17 protein-coding genes are annotated in these 15680 nt (G+C 51.7%); 11 read left to right on the forward strand and 6 right to left on the reverse strand.

Translation table 11 applies throughout. From position 1 onward, the window contains the following. The first annotated feature begins 143 nt into the window (after positions 1 to 143). Entirely contained in the window at positions 144 to 1052 is a 909-nt protein-coding gene (gene lpxO, locus G5574_RS17970; protein WP_033738574.1) for a lipid A hydroxylase LpxO, read from the forward strand. A gap of 66 nt (positions 1053 to 1118) precedes the next feature. Here lpxO and dhaR read toward each other — a convergent pair whose 3' ends face one another. Both dhaR and G5574_RS17980 read right to left on the reverse strand, forming a co-directional pair. Continuing rightward, a complete protein-coding gene (gene dhaR / locus G5574_RS17975; protein WP_164482999.1) occupies positions 1119 to 3035 on the reverse strand; it encodes a dihydroxyacetone kinase operon transcriptional regulator DhaR in 1917 nt (638 codons plus the stop codon). Positions 3036 to 3136: 101 nt separating this feature from the next. After that, positions 3137 to 4234, reverse strand: a complete 1098-nt coding sequence (locus tag G5574_RS17980; RefSeq protein ID WP_164483000.1) for a glycerol dehydrogenase — start codon at positions 4232 to 4234, stop codon at positions 3137 to 3139. A 586-nt stretch (positions 4235 to 4820) separates the two neighbouring features. On the opposite strand from G5574_RS17980, the gene dhaK reads away from it, so the two are divergent. The 7 genes from dhaK to G5574_RS18010 all read left to right on the forward strand — a co-directional run bounded on the left by dhaK (position 4821) and on the right by G5574_RS18010 (position 11263). Beyond that, positions 4821 to 5891: a dihydroxyacetone kinase subunit DhaK gene (gene dhaK / locus G5574_RS17985; protein WP_058708256.1), complete on the forward strand. Its 1071-nt coding sequence runs from the start codon at positions 4821 to 4823 to the stop codon at positions 5889 to 5891. 10 nt (positions 5892 to 5901) lie between these two features. Next, positions 5902 to 6534 (forward strand): dihydroxyacetone kinase subunit DhaL, encoded by a 633-nt coding sequence (gene dhaL, locus G5574_RS17990; RefSeq protein WP_006118067.1) that lies wholly within the window; start codon positions 5902 to 5904, stop codon positions 6532 to 6534. Between the two features lie 10 nt (positions 6535 to 6544). After that, positions 6545 to 7966, forward strand: coding sequence for a dihydroxyacetone kinase phosphoryl donor subunit DhaM (gene dhaM / locus G5574_RS17995; protein ID WP_058708257.1), 1422 nt, complete (start codon positions 6545 to 6547; stop codon positions 7964 to 7966). A gap of 629 nt (positions 7967 to 8595) precedes the next feature. After that, positions 8596 to 9033 (forward strand): hypothetical protein, encoded by a 438-nt coding sequence (locus G5574_RS23895; RefSeq protein WP_269751041.1) that lies wholly within the window; start codon positions 8596 to 8598, stop codon positions 9031 to 9033. Positions 9034 to 9231: 198 nt separating this feature from the next. Continuing rightward, entirely contained in the window at positions 9232 to 10266 is a 1035-nt protein-coding gene (locus tag G5574_RS23900) for a VENN motif pre-toxin domain-containing protein (RefSeq protein WP_280530481.1), read from the forward strand. 10 nt (positions 10267 to 10276) lie between these two features. Continuing rightward, the gene (locus G5574_RS18005; RefSeq protein WP_164483001.1) at positions 10277 to 10573 is read left to right on the forward strand and encodes a DUF7957 family protein; all 297 of its coding nucleotides are present in this window, start codon (positions 10277 to 10279) and stop codon (positions 10571 to 10573) included. A 297-nt stretch (positions 10574 to 10870) separates the two neighbouring features. Next, entirely contained in the window at positions 10871 to 11263 is a 393-nt protein-coding gene (locus tag G5574_RS18010) for an SMI1/KNR4 family protein (RefSeq protein ID WP_133745033.1), read from the forward strand. A 3-nt stretch (positions 11264 to 11266) separates the two neighbouring features. Here G5574_RS18010 and G5574_RS18015 read toward each other — a convergent pair whose 3' ends face one another. Next, positions 11267 to 11812 carry an RNA 2'-phosphotransferase gene (locus tag G5574_RS18015; RefSeq protein ID WP_133745034.1) on the reverse strand — a complete coding sequence of 182 codons (546 nt, stop codon included), beginning with the start codon at positions 11810 to 11812 and terminating at the stop codon, positions 11267 to 11269. 39 nt (positions 11813 to 11851) lie between these two features. After that, positions 11852 to 12757 (reverse strand): LysR family transcriptional regulator, encoded by a 906-nt coding sequence (locus G5574_RS18020; RefSeq protein ID WP_164483002.1) that lies wholly within the window; start codon positions 12755 to 12757, stop codon positions 11852 to 11854. A 100-nt stretch (positions 12758 to 12857) separates the two neighbouring features. Between G5574_RS18020 and G5574_RS18025 the strand changes: the two genes are divergently transcribed. From G5574_RS18025 to ymcF, 3 genes are all read left to right on the forward strand, one after another. Then, the gene (locus G5574_RS18025) at positions 12858 to 13640 is read left to right on the forward strand and encodes an NAD(P)H-dependent oxidoreductase (RefSeq protein WP_054634428.1); all 783 of its coding nucleotides are present in this window, start codon (positions 12858 to 12860) and stop codon (positions 13638 to 13640) included. A gap of 265 nt (positions 13641 to 13905) precedes the next feature. Further along, a complete protein-coding gene (cspE, locus tag G5574_RS18030) occupies positions 13906 to 14118 on the forward strand; it encodes a transcription antiterminator/RNA stability regulator CspE (protein WP_006118073.1) in 213 nt (70 codons plus the stop codon). 3 nt (positions 14119 to 14121) lie between these two features. Further along, positions 14122 to 14295, forward strand: coding sequence for a cold shock small protein YmcF (gene ymcF, locus G5574_RS23770; protein ID WP_110268586.1), 174 nt, complete (start codon positions 14122 to 14124; stop codon positions 14293 to 14295). A 114-nt stretch (positions 14296 to 14409) separates the two neighbouring features. On the opposite strand, the gene G5574_RS23905 is transcribed toward ymcF, so the two are convergent. Both G5574_RS23905 and G5574_RS18040 read right to left on the reverse strand, forming a co-directional pair. Next, positions 14410 to 14544: a hypothetical protein gene (locus G5574_RS23905; protein WP_255421330.1), complete on the reverse strand. Its 135-nt coding sequence runs from the start codon at positions 14542 to 14544 to the stop codon at positions 14410 to 14412. A gap of 58 nt (positions 14545 to 14602) precedes the next feature. Beyond that, positions 14603 to 15565 (reverse strand): chemotaxis protein, encoded by a 963-nt coding sequence (locus tag G5574_RS18040; protein ID WP_006118075.1) that lies wholly within the window; start codon positions 15563 to 15565, stop codon positions 14603 to 14605. Between the last annotated feature and the right edge of the window lie 115 nt (positions 15566 to 15680).

The raw sequence follows: 15680 nt of genomic DNA on the forward strand, positions 1-15680 counted from the left end.
AAACAACCTGCCGTTATTCGCCATGAGTGATAACGCAAAGCGCACTGCATGACAAAAATTTTTACGTTTCAATACTAAAAATTAAAGTCCCAATAACTCTTCGCAAGAAACACTCCATTCTTGCAACACAAGGAACACGTTGTATGGTGGCTGCCATTATCATTGGTATTTTTATTATTAGCGTTATCTATGCGCACTCACGCGGTGTAGAAAAGCAAAAGTTTTCACGTCAGTTATTTGATCACTCGACCTTTATGGCGCCCATCAATATGTTTATGACGGGCTTCTCCAGGTTGCCGGCAAAACAGCCTTATTTCCCGACGGATGATTTTCCTGAACTTCGTCAGCTTACCGATAACTGGGAGGTTATCCGTGAGGAGGCGATACGGCTTCAGGATCACATCAAAGCGGCACAAAGCCATAATGATGCAGGTTTTAACACCTTCTTTAAACGTGGCTGGAAACGTTTTTACCTTAAGTGGTATAGCGATGTGCACCCTTCAGCACAGCAGCTGTGTCCTGTGACCACGGCACTGGTGAGTCAGATCCCGTCCATCAAAGCAGCCATGTTTGCAGAACTGCCTGCAGGCAGTCATTTAGGTAAACACCGCGATCCCTACGCGGGATCGGTGCGTTATCACCTTGGCCTGGTGACGCCCAATGACGACCGTTGTTTCATCGAAGTGGATCGCCAGCGCCATAGCTGGCGCGATGGTCAGGCGGTGATTTTTGACGAAACGTATGTGCACTGGGCGCAGAATGAAAGCGAGCAAACGCGCATTATTCTGTTCTGCGATATTGAGCGGCCGATGAAATGGCGCTGGGCACAGGCGGTTAATCACTGGGTTGGCAATACATTAATGTCGGCAGCCGCCTCGCCCAATGATGAGAATGACAAAACGGGATTCATTAACCGGATTTTTAAATACGTTAATGCTGTTCGCGATGCCGGACAGAAGCTGAAAAAGCGTAACCGGACCCTTTATTACTGGGTAAAACATAGCTTAATTGCCCTGATCTTTTTGGCAATCATTGTCCCGGGTATGATGTAGCAAAATAACAAGGCGGTCAGGCGCAGACTGACCGCCTCATTGGCTGGCGAATATAACCGACAGCCCTTACTTTAGTTTGAACTCACTGGCATCAATCGCATAGTGTTTCATTTTTCGCCATAAGGTGGTGCGTCCAATATTCAGCATCGCCGACATAGCCTGTACCTTGCCATGCGTCATTCGGGCTGCCTGAAGAATCGCTTCTTTTTCAATGGCGCGAAAAGACAAATCATCCGGCAACAACGCCGTGCCGGCAGTATTATCAGCCTGTTCAGAAAACAGTGATTCAGGCAGGTTGCTTAGCCGGATATGGCCATTTTCACTGCGGATCGCAATATTCTCGATTACGCTGTTGAGCTCAAAGTCATTGCCTGGCCATCCATACTGCATTAACTGCGTGATAACCTCGTCATCCACTTTAAAACGTGATGAAAACCGCTTTTCCAGCCTGCGCAACCGGGTGTTAATGAGACAGGGAATGCTGTGACGGCGCGCCCGCAGAGGCGGTATGGCAATTTCAAAGGAATGTAAGGCGTAATAAAGCTGACGGCTAAAACGATTCTGTTCCACAAGATGGGCCAGATTAGTGGTCGTTGTGGCAATCACTTTGATATCAACAGGAATAAGCCGCCGGGCATCCAGCCGGGTCAGTACGCCCTGTTTGATGACCTGAAGCAGCACAGACTGCTGAGCCGGAGTAAGATATTCAATCTTTTCCAAAAACAACGTGCCGCCGCTGGCCAGCGCCAGTCGGCTTAACCGGCCATCTTCATCCTCGCCGGGCGCACTGCCTGTAAAATCCTCTCCCAGAGAATTGTCGGCATAAAGTTGACAGTTAACCGCAATGTAGGGACCACTCGCCCGGTCGCTTTCATTATGAATCGCCTGGCTGAGTAGCTCTTTCCCCACGCCTTCTTCCCCACACAGTAAGACCGGAAAGCGGCCTTTTGCGGCCTGACGGCCGAAACAAACCAAACGTCGTGTTTCCGCATCTTCTTCAGGCATTTGTTCAAACGTATGGCTGACTTTGCCTAACTGACTGGTCATCAGCTGGCGCATCTGCTCAACCGGATGAAGCAGCAAAATAAAACTGTTGCCCTGGGGTTCAACAATCGGTTTCAACGTAATGACGGCATCCACAAACTGGTGCTGGCTTTCAAACGTGACTTCTACATGCTTCAGCGCCTGAACCTGGGTGATGGCCCGACGCAACAGGGCAGGCAGGATCACCAAATCCGCCAGCATTTTTCCCTGACTGGTCAGCGCATTCAGATGCAACATCCGTGCGGCCCGGGCGTTGAGAAACTGCAACACGCCTTGCTCGTTCCAGGCCATCACGCCGTCATCCATGCTTTCCAGCAGGCCATTGAGTTGATTCAGATGGCGGTTGGACTCGGTAAGCAAAGTGTCCGTCAGTAACGAGTTGCCCACTTCACGGGCAATGGCTAACGTCAGAGAAAGATCTGACGATGCCTGCGTCTTGTCCTGGCAGGCCAGAGAAATGGAGCCAAATAAGCGACCATGATTATCAAATATTGGGGTTGAGCTGAAAAACCAGGGATGAAGGGCCCGTTTGAAGTGCTGTTCGCCGTGGGTCTTAATGGGCTGACCTTCAAGCGCCGCCAGCGATAAGGCACAGGTACCGATAATGCTTTCCGCACAATAGCTGCCATCCCGCATGCCTAATGTGTCAAGCTGCATCAGCGTTTCAGGCGCGCCGCAGCGGGTCAGAATACAGGCTGATTCGTCCAGAATGAGCAGCGCACAGGCACGGTTTTCCATGTATTCCCATGCATCCTCCAGCGTCGCCTGACCGAGGGTTATCAACGCGGCTTTGCGTCGACATATGGATTCATAGGTCAGGCCCTGCGCCTGGTGTGGCGTCTGCCAGTTATCGCGTTGCATATATTTACTGCAGCGCTGCCATGACTGCGTAATCACCACTGAACCGTCATTATTGCTATGGGGAGGTAAACCCGTCATCACGTTTTCCGCCAGAAAACCATAGAAAATCCCTCTGACAGATCCGGTCAGAGGGACGCCTGGTGCCCGTGATACCCGGGCCAGCGGTTACCGGCAGTCGGCTAACGTGACAGCCACTGCTGCCCCAGCAGATCCGCAGTCACAATGGCTGCGTACACGCTGTCCGGTTTAACCGGGAACGGCATATTGTGGATGGTTTCGCCTTCCACGCAGGCCGCATGGGCAACCGCGCTTATTTTCTCTTCAATGCCGTGTTTCACTCCCATCTGTGCCAGCGTGACAGGCAGGCCCACTTTCTGGCAAAAGTTCAGCACGGTTTCGATCTCATCTGTCGGGCTGTTTTGCAGTACCAACTGCGCGAGCGTACCAAACGCCACTTTTTCGCCATGATAAAGATGATGGCACTCTTCCAGCACGGTAAATGCGTTGTGAATCGCATGAGCGGCAGCCAGACCGCTGCTCTCAAAACCAATACCACTCAGATAGGTGTTGGCTTCCACAATACGTTCCAGGGCTTCCGTGACGACGCCCGCCTGGGCGGCACAGCGCGCTTTTTCGCCCTCAGCCAGAAGCGTCTCATAGCACAGACGCGCCAGGCTTAACGCGGCCGCGGTCGATTTCCCTCCCGCCATGCTGGTTGCGCCCGAGTCATAACAGGCTTTTGCTTCAAACCAGGTCGACAGGGCATCACCCATACCGGCGACCAGTAAGCGAACCGGGGCTTTGGCAATGATTGTAGTATCCATGACCACCATGTCAGGGTTTTTGGGATAGATCAGGTACTCAGCAAACTCACCGGATTCGGTATAAATGACCGACAGCGCGCTGGTAGGCGCATCCGTCGACGCGATGGTCGGGATCACCACCACCGGCAGTTTCAGATACCAGGCGACGGCTTTAGCGGTGTCCAGCGTTTCCCCCCCACCCAGTCCGATCACGCCCCGGCAGCCATGCTGTTCGACAAGGGCCATCAGGCGTTCTATTTCCGTCCGGCAACACTCCCCGTTAAAGCGTTCGGCATGGCAGGTCACACTGTGGCTGGCAAGGCCGGACAGGACCTGATCGCCCGCCAGTTTCATCACAACGTCATCGGCAATCACAAAAAAATGATTTGCCAGGTTTTTGGCATATTCCCCAAAGGACAACAAGGCATCGGGGCCCTGAATATATTTCGCTGGAGACTGAATAATTTTTGGCATTCCTTTCACCCTCAAGTAAGAACATGTTCGCAAGATGAACGCGCGCATCTTTCTGGCTCAGTTGGCGATGTGAGCCGGATGATGACCGGCGTACGCGACTCACTTTACGATCAACGGTGAGGGGAAATATTTTTGACGCCAACGTTCTTATATGGAACGCCATACGGCCAGTTATGTTCCATCCTGAAACAATAAACGCGCTCGAAAAGCCATGTTGCGATCGCGATCGCCTCTTAGCGGTTAAGAGACTACCCGGAACCCATGTGAGAGGAAGGACGCGACTGCGCGCCAGCCTGAGGGGATAAAACGCTTATCGCTCAGACAGATTGATCACATGCAACGATCCCGATTTCTTGCTTTGCCTCTCATTTTTCGCCGTAAGTGCGATAAAACGTTTCATAACGAAACATAATAACGCAGCAAAACGTTCCCTTATGGAACGCTGAAGAGGGGCATTTTTTTTCCTGTCGACTCCGTAAGAATCACTCCACCGACGCGCTGCTTTTCGCCGTCTCGCTCTCCTGATAATGCTGTCCCTTTTGCTAAGGCAAGAGCGGCGGCAAACCGATGCTAACGGAGCATACCCATGAAAAAGCTGATTAATCGTGTGGAAGATGTATTGAGTGAACAACTTGCAGGCTTCGCTCGTGCCCATCCTGAACTGACGCTGCATCAGGATCCAGTTTGTATGACGCGCGCCGATGCGCCTGTCGCCGGAAAGGTTGCCTTACTGTCGGGCGGCGGAAGCGGCCATGAACCGATGCACTGCGGATTTATTGGTCCGGGCATGCTTTCGGGTGCCTGCCCGGGTGAGATTTTCACCTCGCCAACGCCGGATAAAATGTATGAATGCGCCATGAAAATTGACGGTGGTGAAGGCGTACTGATGATAATCAAAAATTACACCGGTGATATTCTCAACTTCGAAACCGCCACCGAGCTGCTGCACGAAAGCGGTGTAAAAGTCACCACAGTGGTGGTTGACGATGACGTGGCCGTAAAAGACAGTCTCTACACGACAGGACGACGTGGTGTGGCGAATACGGTACTGATTGAAAAACTGCTTGGCGCCGCAGCGGAGCGGGGCGATTCACTGGAAGCCTGTGCGGCGCTGGGACGTAAACTCAATAACCTGGGCCACTCGATCGGTATTGCGTTAGGCGCCTGTACCGTGCCCGCCGCCGGCAAACGCTCGTTCGAACTTCAGGACAACGAAATGGAGTTCGGTGTAGGGATTCATGGCGAACCCGGCATCGACCGCCGTACTTTTACCTCGCTGGACAAGACGGCCGATGAGATGTTCGACACGCTGCTGGAGAATGGCAACTACAGCCGTACCCTACGTCACTGGGATCAAAACAGCGGAAGCTGGCAAGAGGTTAAACACAGTAAGCAGGCATTAACCCGCGGCGATCGTGTGATTGCGCTGGTTAATAATCTGGGCGCTACGCCACTGTCAGAACTGTATGGTGTTTATAACCGCCTGGCTCAGCGTTGCGACGAAAGCGGCATCACTATCGCGCGAAATCTGGTGGGCAGCTACTGCACATCGCTGGATATGGTGGGCTTTTCCATCACGCTGTTAAGCGTGGATGATGAGGCCCTGTCACTGTGGGATGCCCCGGTACACACACCTGCCCTGAACTGGGGCTGTTAAGGAGTTCGACATGTCACTTACCCGCGCCCAAATTGTGAACTGGCTTTACCGCTGTGGTGAAGTTTTTACCCGTGAAAGTGATTTTCTCACCGGCCTGGATCGCGAAATTGGCGACGCCGATCACGGCTTAAATATGCACCGGGGTTTCAGTAAGGTGGTCGAGAAGCTGCCCGCGATTGCCGATAAGGATATTGGCTTTATCCTCAAAAATACCGGCATGACGCTGCTTTCCAATGTGGGCGGTGCCAGCGGGCCGTTGTTTGGCACTTTCTTTATCCGGGCGGCGCAGGTCACACAGGCACACCAGAGCCTGACGCTGGAAGAGCTGTATCAAATGATACGCGAAGGGGCCGAAGGCGTGGTGAATCGAGGAAAAGCGGAACCCGGCGATAAAACGATGTGTGATGTCTGGCTTGCGGTGGTGGCGTCACTGCGGCACGCCAGTGAGCAAAATATGTCGGTCATCGCCGCGCTGGATGCCGCCTGCGAGCAGGCAGAAACGGCCGCTCACGCCACCATTACAATGCAGGCCCGCAAAGGCCGCGCCAGTTACCTGGGAGAGCGCAGTATTGGTCATCAGGATCCGGGGGCAACATCGGTGATGTTTATGATGCAGATGCTGGCTGCCGCCGCCAAAGCTTAAGGAGAAGCACATGGTAAATCTGGTGATCGTGTCACACAGTGCGTTGCTGGGTAACGGCGTGGAGATGCTGGCGCGACAAATGTTAACCGGCGATCGCTGCAAGCTGGCGGTCGCTGCCGGCATTGACGATCCTGATCATCCGATTGGCACGGATCCCGTGAAAGTGATGGCGGCGATCGAATCGGTGGCAGATGCGGATCATGTTCTGGTCATGATGGATATGGGAAGTGCGCTGTTAAGTGCAGAAACGGCGCTTGAGCTGCTTGATCCTGCCATTGCGGCCAAAGTGCGTTTGTGTGCCGCACCGCTGGTGGAAGGTACGCTGGCGGCAACCGTCAGTGCGGCGGCGGGTGCCGATATCGAAAAGGTGATGACGGTGGCCATGAAGGCGCTAGAGGCGAAGCAGGCACAACTGGGTATTGCACCTGATAGTGCCGTTGCCAGCGTCGCCACCGTTAACCCACACGAGGACGCACAATCGGTCACGGTGACCGTAAAAAATCACCATGGCCTGCACGTCCGTCCTGCTTCACGGCTTGTGGCCACGCTGGCTGGCTTTGATGCGGAGTTGGTACTGAAAAAAGATAACCAGTGTGTCACGCCAGACAGTCTCAACCAGATTGCTCTGCTGCAGGTGCGCTGTAACGATCAGATTACCTTGTCGGCACGTGGCCCCGAAGCGGGCGCTGCGCTGGAAGCGTTCACCTCTCTGGCAGCGGAAAATTTTGGCGAGCAACCTGAAACGATGTCGCTCAGGACAACGGTACCGGACACGGGACAGGTGCAGGGTAAAGCGGTGTTTTATCCCTTGCCGCTGGCGCAGCCTGACCGGCGTCCATGTGCCGATGAGCAGCAGGAATGCCGACGGCTGAAGCAGGCAATCGCTGACACTCTCTGTGATCTGGATGCGCTGCATAAACGGGCAGAAGCGAATTATGGCGAGGCGGTAGCCGCTATTTTCGCCGGGCATCACACGTTGCTGGATGATGCAGATATGTTTGATGAAGCCTGCGAGAAGATTCGTGCGGCGCGGTGCTGTGCCGAATCCGCCTGGTATGAGGTACTCATGGCGCTGAGTCAGCAATACCGGCAACTGGATGATGCTTACCTGCAGGCGAGATTTATCGATATTCAAGACATCCTGCACCGCACCCTGTGTCACCTTAGCGGTCGTGAGATTACGCTTCCAACACCGGATGTCCCCGCGATTCTGATTGCCGATGACATCTTTCCCTCTGCGGTCGCCAGTCTGGATGTGAAGCAGATAAAAGGCATTTGCCTGCGGGAGGGCAGTGCGCTCTCTCACGCTGCCATTATTGCCCGCGAAGCCGGTGTTGCCTTTCTCTGTCAGCAGGGTGATATGCTGGATATCATTCAGCCAGAGGACAGGCTGATGATAGATGTCGCCGGGCAACAGATCAGAAGTCTTTAGTGCTTTTCATTCGCCCCTGATGAGGTCTTCGGGGGCTTTATTTCCCTTAAAAGACCGCAATTGTACGTTGATTTTAATATCAATTTCTTATTAACAGGGCGGTGGTTGCGGCTCAGTAGGTCAGTCAAAGGGGCAATAGGAGTTTGGCTGCCAATCAGGTGGTGAACGCCGTTTTAACTGGTGTACAGATCTGTCAGCCAGTGAGGGACAGGATGATCCAGCCAACGTCGTTGGCATCAGCATTTCATTCTCAATACAGCAACACAACTCAGAACCAACTTTGCAATCTCATTTAGTCAGCGGCTCAATTAATAACTGAGGCCGGAATCGGATTATCAACGCCACCTGAAAAAGTCATGGGCCCTGCCAACGGAGACTTAGTTAATTACGGCAGTCAGCTGACAGGGCGTGGCGATTTAGCATTACCTACGGTAAATAAAATCGCTCTGTCAGGCGCGACATGAAAGAGTCCAGTTATGGCTCATGCGGCAGCTTCACTTTTGTCTCTATAACAAGGTCCGGTTAAATCTCAGGCCGGGGCGGATAAAAACCGTCTGGATACGGGAACGCTGGGTTTTACCGATCTGCATAACGCGGCCGACTACAAAACGGAACATCAGGACATCGGCATGAGCTCGGGTGCCAGCATGGCGGGCCAGTTCGCCGGGAATATGGCTAACACCATGCTGGCAGGCGCTGACGGAAAAGGGCATGCTGAAGGAACTACCCGGTCAGCGGTGGCTGACGGGACGATAGTGGTGCGTAATCAGGCTGACCAGAAGCAGGATACCGCCACGCTGAGTCGCGACACGGCACATGCCAACGACAGCATCAGCCCGATCTTTAACAAAGAGAAAGAACAGCAGCGACTGCAGACCGCGCAGATGATTGGCGAGATTGGCAGCCAGGTGGGCGATATTGTCGAAACGCAGGGCGCAATTGAAGCGACGCGCGCTGCAAATAATGACATGAAGCAGGCTAGTCCGGAAAAACTGCAGCAGGCTAAAACGGACTGGGAAAAAGCGAATCCGGGCAAGACGCCGACCAGTGAGCAAATCAGCAAGTAGGCCAGGCAGAGCTATTACGATAGTGCGCTCAGTGCTTCGCCTTTCGCTGTGGGTGGCAGCGTACAGCGCATTGTCACAGCCGCAACGGCTGCCGTACAGGGACTGGCTTCGGGTGATATCCGCGCCGCCGCCGGGGGCGCAGCCCCCTATATTGCCAACCTGATCGGGCATTCAGATTTAGACCCGGCCGGCCGGTTAATGGCGCATGCGGTTGTCAATGCGGCGCTTGCGGCCGCACAGGACAAAAATATCGCAGCAGGGGCCGCAGAGGCGGTGACAGGCGAGCTGACCGGCATGCTGGCGAGCGAAATCTACGGCAAGCAGCCCTATGAGATGGATGACAGGGAGAAAGAAACCGTATCGGCGCTGGCAACACTGGCAGCGGGTCTTTCTGGGGGCCTGGCGGGGAGCGGGGCTGCAGATATGGTTACCGCTGCTCAGGCCGGGAAGGTTACGGTTGAGAATAATTTAATGAGGGGCGGCACAGAGCTAGGTCAGAAAGATTTTGTAAGAAAGCACGGTCAAGATATTGCATCCTGTGCTGATAATCCGGTTGGTGCAGCGTGTGAGCGTGGTAAGGCGATAAATGATGCACTGACAGTTGCGATCCCCGCCGGTCTGGGTGGTGGTTTACTCGCCGCCGCTACACCTGCAATTGCACGGATGGAGCAAGTCGCGTTACAGACCTGTAAGGACGAGCTGTATATATGTCTGCATAATATCGGTATTCAGTTATCGGAAGCTATAGTACCAGGCGGTATTGGCGCTGGCGGTGCAGTAGGTATCGGTAAAACTGCGGCAGCAACATTATATCCATCTAAAATTAGCATGATATCTAATGTTAAGGCCATAAGTGCAGACGAAGCAAATGCTCCTTTCATCAATAGAGGCTGGAATGCTCCTTATGATTCAGCAACACAGGTTAGAACATTCACGATGACATCAGATTTGACTTTTGTGCGTGTTTCTACATCAAATAACCCTATAGGTGCATTTCTGGTTCGGGCGGATGAAATTGCAGGAATGACCCCTAAGCAAATTCAACAACATCTGGCCTTACCAAACGTACCAACACAAGTTGCGGAGGTTACTGTACCAGCTGTTACAAGAATGCAAGTTGTTAAGGTCGCCGCTCAACCTGAATTTGGAGCTTCCGAAAGCGGAAATGTGCAATATCAACTTTTAGATCAAATTTCAGATACTAGCTTTGGTGTTCCTGGACCGATAAAGTGAGAGTGTGATAATGAATGATAATGTTTTGAGCGAAGTTCTGCTTGATGATGGAAAAAAAATTGTAGTTATTAATCGATTAGATATGCAGGATCTATATGGGAAAGTTGAGTGCGCACGGAATATTTATTATCTAAATGGAGATGGTGAGATGATTTGGAGGGTTTTTAGCAACTATGATGATGAGGGGAATCCCTTTACAAATATTAGATTAATATGTAATGAGATTGAAGCTTATAGATGGGATGGAGGGCGTTATTCCATAGATAAAGAATGTGGGTTTGCTACTCCTAAACAATTACTGAAATAAGGGAGAACCAGTGGATGTTATCAAAATTCCTGATGGAAAAGGACCAGCATTGATAACACGAGGATCAGGGCTGCCAGAGAAGCAGGTATAAATATTGAAGCGAATGTAAGAAGCTATAACGAGACATTAACACCTTCTGAAGTTGAACGTTTTGCAGACAGAAAACGTGATTTTGTTCCTCAAACTTGGGGGGAGGCAATAACAGGTAGAATAAATAAACAGTTTGGTGGCTTTTGTACCAATAATCCTTATGGATCAACTGAACCTCCCAGAGTAACAGGAAAAGGAAAGTAATAAATGGGTGTTTATTTATACACAAAGGACGAACTTCCTGATGATTTTAGATATCCGGCTTCCTATGCTGAAATAATGTCTATGGATATTATTCCTGACATTGAGCCGTGGTCTTTTATTTGTGAATCTCAGGAATCATCTTCATTCTGGATGAATGAATTAAAAGAAAGATACCCTACTCGAAAATTAGTGCCATTTGCTAAATTAAACTACTCTAACGATATAGCTTGTTTTGATGGTACAAACACAACAGGTGATCCAAGAGTCTATTATGTACATGCTTTTGCTTCGCCTGGCTGGGAAAATAGAGGTTATGTAGATAGCTTTAATGAATGGCTGAAAATGGCTAGCCTTGAATCATCCCGCTATAAGACAGAGCGAGACGGAGGTGAATAGTAATTATTGCTGAATAAACTGATAAGGCACTTTCTCTGTTAACCAGACGCCATTCTCAGCCTGAAAAAAAGTAAAACCCTGTTCATGCATGGTCCGAGCCTGAATCTTCAAAACGACAGGTTTTCCGTGACGCATGCCAACCTGAATTGCTGTACTTTCATCGCCAGATAAATGGACATATTGACGACTTTGAGGTTTAAGGCCTTCCCCAAAGATAGATACCAGAAAGCGTGTAGCAGTCCCATGATATAAAAGAGCAGGAGGTGTTTTTTCTTCATAACGGATATCCACCTGCTGAGAAGAATGTCCTTGTGCGGCTCGAATATGTAAGCCATCAGGAGAGAGGGTAAAACGTTTCTTCGCGCTTTTTTCAACAATAGTGCGAATGAGGTCCTTATCAAATTGATGGCCTTTTACTTTTGAAAGGCGGATCAATGTATCAATATCAGCCCACCCCTCCGCGTCGAGAGTTAACCCAATCGTTTCAGGTTTATGCCGTAAAATGTAACTTAAAAACTTACTCGCTTCGGCGTGTATCTCTTTATCCATATCGCTCACCTTTATGATATTAATTACTTTAATAGTACTTCAGAACCTCACCATATTCCCATCCTGAAACCTCCCCACCACCCGCTCCCTCAACCACCTGTGCCCCAAATCCCGGTGCGATCGCGCATGCCACAGCATCACCAGCTCAAAGCCCGGAATCGTAATCGGCGGTAGCACGGTCATTAATCCCGGCATCATCGCCGCCACTCTCTCCGGCATCAACGCCACTAAATCGCTGGTACTCAGCACGGTGCCCATCAGCAAAAAGTGGGGTACAGAGAGTACCACTTTCCGGCTCAATCCTCTGGCTTCCAGCACGCTATCCGTCACCCCACGAAAGCCGCCGCCGTCTGGCGACACCACCACATGCTCCAGCGCGCAGAGCGCTTCGGCGGTGATAGCAGAATGCAGGGCGGGATGACCCTGACGGCCTGCTACCACATAGCGCTCCTGAAACAGTGGGCGGACATGCAGCCCGTCAGGCACGTCGTCACGCAGATGAAGCACCAGATCGACCGTGCCTTTTTCTAACTGCTGTGCAATCAACGCCGGTTTCATATCCAGAATGGCAAGCCGGGTGCCCGGCGCTTCCTGACGTAAGGTATTCATCAACGGCATCAGCGCCGTCTGCGCACCATAATCCGTGGCGGCAATGCGCCAGGTGATGTCTGCCTCTGCGGGCACAAAGGGTCCCGGCTCGGCTACGACTTCATCGATCCTGGTAACCAGTTCTTCAAGCGAAAGGCGTAATCCTTCTGCTCGTGCCGTAGGGCGCATACCATGGGAAAGCGGAATCAGTAGCGGATCGTTAAATAAAGTACGCAGGCGTTCCAGCCGGGCACTGACGGAAGGCTGGGAAAGGTTTAACCGTTCAGCGGCACGGCTGACGCTGTTTTCCTGTAGCAGGACGTTTAACGTGATCAACAAATTCAGATCGGGCTTCATGGTATCAGTCCTGTCTATAGCGACTATCCGTTCCTTTACTTTTACTGATAGCACAATCAGGCGCAGGCTACCTGTCTCTTTTATCAACACGGGATAGTTTATGAATGTGTTAATCGTTGTTGCTCACCCTGAACCCCGCTCGCTTAACGGTGCGCTGGCGCGTTTTTCCGTCAGTCATCTGGAACGGCTGGGCCATCAGGTGCGCGTTTCCGATCTCTATGCCATGAACTGGGAGGCGCGCGTATCGCCTGCCGACACACAACATCGCCAACATGCCGAACGGTTTACTCCCTCACTGGAATCCACTCAGGCTTTTGAAGGCGGTTTTCAAAGCGAAGACATCCAGCAGGAACAGGAAAAACTACTCTGGGCCGATGCGGTGATTTTGCAGTTCCCGTTATGGTGGTTCTCAATGCCCGCCATCTTGAAAGGCTGGATCGATCGTGTTTATGCCTGCGGGTTTGCCTACGGCGTAGGCGAACATTCAGATACGCACTGGGGCGATCGCTACGGTGAAGGTACGCTGGCAGGGAAGCGCGCCATGCTGGTGGTCACGATGGGCGGATGGGCATCGCATTACAGTCCTCGCGGCATCAATGGGCATATTGATGACATCTTGTTTCCCATTCAGCATGGCATTCTGTTTTACCCCGGCTTTGACGTGCTGCCGCCGTTCACGGTTTACCGTACCGGCCGGATCGATAGCGTACGTTTTGATGCGCTGTGTCAGGAACTGAGTAAGCGGCTCGATAACCTGTTTATTACTGCACCTGTTGGCTATTATCGGCAAAACGGCGGGGATTACGCGATCCCCGAGTTAACCTTGCGTGACGATCTGGCAGCCGGTGAGCAGGGCCACAGAATCCACATTCGCCAAGGCTGAGGGCAGAACAGGGCAGAGGCACGTCGTCTGGCTTATCTGCCCTGTTTGCATCGATTTCAAAATAACCCTTGCATGCAACGCGAGGATGTGACCTAATGAATCGTCGGTTTGATTAACAGACGCTATCAAAGTAAGTATCTACAGCAGTTCTCATCTCTAAGCCTGTCGCGAGACATTCCTTCTTTTTGAGTCTTCTCTTACGTTCTGATTGAAATCTGTTCTCAGGCCATTACGCCGGAAGGCTCAATTATTTAAGGAATTAAACATGTCTAACAAAATCCGCGGTACCGTTAAATGGTTCAACGCTGAGAAAGGCTTCGGTTTCATCTCTCCTCAGGACGGCAGCAAAGATGTATTCGTACACTTCTCTGCAATCCAGGGTACTGATTTCCGTACTTTAGATGAAGGTCAACAAGTTGAATTTACAGTAGAAAATGGTGCTAAAGGCCCAGCTGCTGCAAACGTTGTTGGTCTCTAAGGACTGAAAATTACGCGTTTCAAGTGTCCTCACTGTAATGGCTCGCAGTACCGTACATCACATTTCGATGTGACAAGAGCCAACCCGCATGGAGCAAAATGCATTTTTTGCAAAACGGTCGTTGTTCAGATTAACGCGACAAGGATTGCAACTCAGAGTCAGCCACAGGCGCTCTGAAAAGGCTAAAGAGCGTTATAGCGTTGTGCATTTACCGTAATCAAAAAGGCTGCCAGTGGCAGCCTTTTTTCATTCCCTTTTCGCGAAATGTAGAAGCCGGTTTCCAGGCTGCGCTTATACCATCAGCACAAGAACGCCGGCCCAGAACGCCAGACAGGCTATCACCATTGCAATCCAGCTCAGCTGACGTAAACGCCCGCGGAACAGGGGTTTACGTACGACAGGAAGCGCTTCACTCTGCATTTTCATAGTCTCATGTATTGAACGTTAGGTGACAGCAGGGCAGGGTTGTGCTGCCCGCTACGTTTTAACTTGCGGCTTCCAGCGCTTTGAAAATGACATCCGACAGTTCGTTTAATTCGAACTTGGCAACATAGCCATCAGCCCCGACTTTGCGAACGTGATCTTCGTTAGCACTGCCCGAAAGCGAGGAGTGGATCACGACGGGAATATGACGCAACGTGGTGTCGCGCTTGATGTTACGCGTGAGCGTAAAGCCGTCCATTTCCGGCATTTCCAGGTCGGTTAACACCAGCGCGATCTTGTCGTGAATGGATTCACCCTGCGACTGAGCCTGCTGGTGGATCGCTTTGATTTTTTCCCACGCTTCCAGGCCGGTGTTACACATGACGGCAGGAATGCCCATGCTCTTCAGGCCCTGCTCCAGCAACTGGCGGGCAACTTTGGAGTCTTCAGCCACAATCGCGACGGAACCGGGCTTCATTTTATACTGACGCTCTTTCGGCGCTTCAGGCTCCACGCCACGAACGGACGGGATGATGTCATAGAGAATCTGTTCGACGTCCAGCACCATGGCCAGATTGCTTTTTTGTTCGTCGTCATCCAGGCACGCGATACTGGTGATGTTACGTCCACCGATACCGGCTTCAGCGGTATGAACCTGGCTCCAGTTAAGACGCACGATGTTTTCAACGGATTCGACGGCAAACGCCTGCGTATTACGCGCGTATTCGGTCACCAGCAGCAGATTCAGGCCCGTTTCAGGCACGCAACCGGCTACCGCAGGCAGGTCAATAACAGGAATGAACTGTCCACGAATGCTCGCCATGCCCAGCAACGGCGAACGCATGCCAGCAGCTTTCGTAATCGGCGGCATCGGAACAATTTCACGCAGTTTAAATACGTTTATCCCAAACAGCTCTGATTTACCTTTTAACTGGTCAGAGCCAAGGCGAAACAGCAGCAGCTCAAACTTATTCGATAAGGCGAGATTCGCTCTCTCATCGATCTCTTTCTGAAAATTATCCATCGTTGCCTCAGCGTCAGCGCAGCAGGTGAAAAAGGGTGTGATGAAGTTATCGGCAGCCTTCGGAAAAAGGTGAGAGGGGAAAACGCACGTTAAGCGATTATTGTGCCAGGCTTAA

This window comes from Pantoea stewartii (assembly GCF_011044475.1).
In the GTDB taxonomy this organism is placed as follows: Bacteria; Pseudomonadota; Gammaproteobacteria; order Enterobacterales; family Enterobacteriaceae; genus Pantoea; species Pantoea stewartii.